Below are 1937 nucleotides of genomic sequence, written 5' to 3'. Positions count from 1 at the left end.
CTTTTGATGTTGTTTTTAAAGACAAGATCAAAAGATCGCAGCCTTCGGCAGCTCCTACATGTGAAGGTGTTTCAGCGTGAGTTAGAGGAACATGCCCCCAGAGGCCTCAACACGCTGGCCATTGATCCACTGCGCACCCGGCGACAACAGCAATGCCAATGCCCCGCCAATATCATCCGGCTGCCCGGCGCGTCCCAGCGCGGTGTTGCTGGCGACCATCGCATTCACCGCCGAGTTATCGCGTACGGCGCCACCACCGAAGTCAGTTTCGATGGCGCCCGGCGCGAGAATGTTCACGCCAATCTGCCGCGCACCCAACTCTTTGGCCTGATAACGGGTCAGCACTTCCATCGCGCCTTTCATCGCCGCATAAGCGCCGTAACCCGGCAGGCTGAAACGGGTCAGGCCGCTGGAAATATTGATGATGCGCCCGCCGTCGTTAATCAGTGGCAGCAACTGCTGAGTCAGAAAGAACGGCCCTTTCAGCTGGATATTCATCAGCAAATCGAACTGCTCCGGCGTGGTTTCGGCGAACAGTGCATGCACACCGATCCCGGCATTGTTGATCAGGAAATCAAAACGCTGACGGTCGAAAGTCTGCTGCAACGCCTGCTCAACGTGTTTAGCGAAATCGGCAAAACTTTCGCTGCGGCCAACATCGAGTTGCAGCATCACGGCTTTGCCGCCAAGTGCTTGCACTTCGGCAACCAGCGCCTGAGCTTCATCAGCACGGCTGTTGTAAGTGCCGATAACGTCGATGCCCTGAGCGGCCAAGTGCAGCGCTGCGTTTTTGCCCAGGCCACGACTGGCGCCGGTGATCAATGCGATTTTGCGGTTCATGGAGGCTTCCTCGATTGCGGTGAGTGGTGATGGGATGAAGTTTATTTATCCGCCCTGAGGTGATAAATAGACTGAATCCGGAATCACTGATCGGCTCAGCCGAACAATCCACAGGTGCCCCATGAACAAACTGGAACTGCTGCGCACCTTCGTGCGGGTCAGCGAACTGTCGAGTTTTACCCTCGCCGGGGAAAGTCTCGGACTGCCGCGATCAACCGTGTCCGAACATGTGCAGGCTCTGGAAGCGTTACTCGGAACGCGCCTGCTGCAACGCACCACACGCAAGGTGCAGGCGACTCAGGATGGCTTGGTGCTGTACGAACGCAGCAAGGATCTGCTCTCGCACATGGACGAAATCGAAGGCTTGTTCCGCCAGGACGAGGCTTCGCTGACCGGGCGCATTCGCGTCGACCTGCCGAACATTCTCGCGCGGCGTCTGATCATGCCGCGCCTGCCGCAGTTCATGGATCGCCACCCGAATCTGGAATTGGAAATCAGCAGCACCGATCGCCGCGTCGACTTGCTCAGCGAAGGGTTCGATTGCGTGGTGCGGATTGGCGCGCAGCCCGATCAATCGGTGGTCGCGCGGCACCTCGGGGACTTCCCCATGGTCAATTGCGCCAGCCCCGCGTACCTCGAGCGCTACGGCGTGCCGGAGTCGCTGGAAGATCTCGCGCAGCATCGACTGGTGCATTACGTCGGCGTATTGGGTTCGCGTTCGGAAGGTTTTGTGTACGAGGAGGGCGGGCAGGTTAAACGCTTGCCGATGGCAGGCAGCATTACGGTCAACAGCACCGACGCTTACGAGTCGGCGTGCCTCGGTGGATTTGGTCTGACGCAGGTGCCGCGTACCGGCATGCAGCCGCATCTGGAAAACGGTGAACTGGTGACCGTGTTGCCGCAGTTCACTGCGCCGGCGATGGGGATTTCATTGTTGTACGCGCGGCAGCGGCATTTGCCGTTGCGGGTGCGGGTGTTCATGGATTGGCTGGGCGATCTGATTCGCTCTGCGCTCTAAACCTGAACACCGGTCAAAACTGTAGGAGTGAGCCTGCTCGCGATAGCGGTGTGTCAGTTTAATCAATGTTGACTGATAC

At 58.4% G+C, this 1937-nt stretch carries 2 protein-coding genes; one reads left to right on the top strand and one right to left on the bottom strand.

What is annotated here, in order from left to right; all coding sequences use genetic code 11:
- Nucleotides 1–81 precede the first annotated feature (81 nt).
- Nucleotides 82–840 (bottom strand): SDR family NAD(P)-dependent oxidoreductase, encoded by a 759-nt coding sequence (locus tag ACW9IR_RS29260; RefSeq protein WP_102900884.1) that lies wholly within the window; start codon nt 838–840, stop codon nt 82–84.
- Nucleotides 841–961: 121 nt separating this feature from the next.
- On the opposite strand from ACW9IR_RS29260, the gene ACW9IR_RS29255 reads away from it, so the two are divergent.
- Nucleotides 962–1858, top strand: a complete 897-nt coding sequence (locus ACW9IR_RS29255; protein WP_102900883.1) for a LysR family transcriptional regulator — start codon at nt 962–964, stop codon at nt 1856–1858.
- Nucleotides 1859–1937 lie beyond the last annotated feature (79 nt).

The sequence above is a fragment of the Pseudomonas sp. SDT291_1_S447 genome (assembly GCF_054070155.1).
The sequence above is the reverse complement of the archived record's forward strand: the minus strand, read 5'-3'. Positions and strand labels throughout refer to the sequence as shown.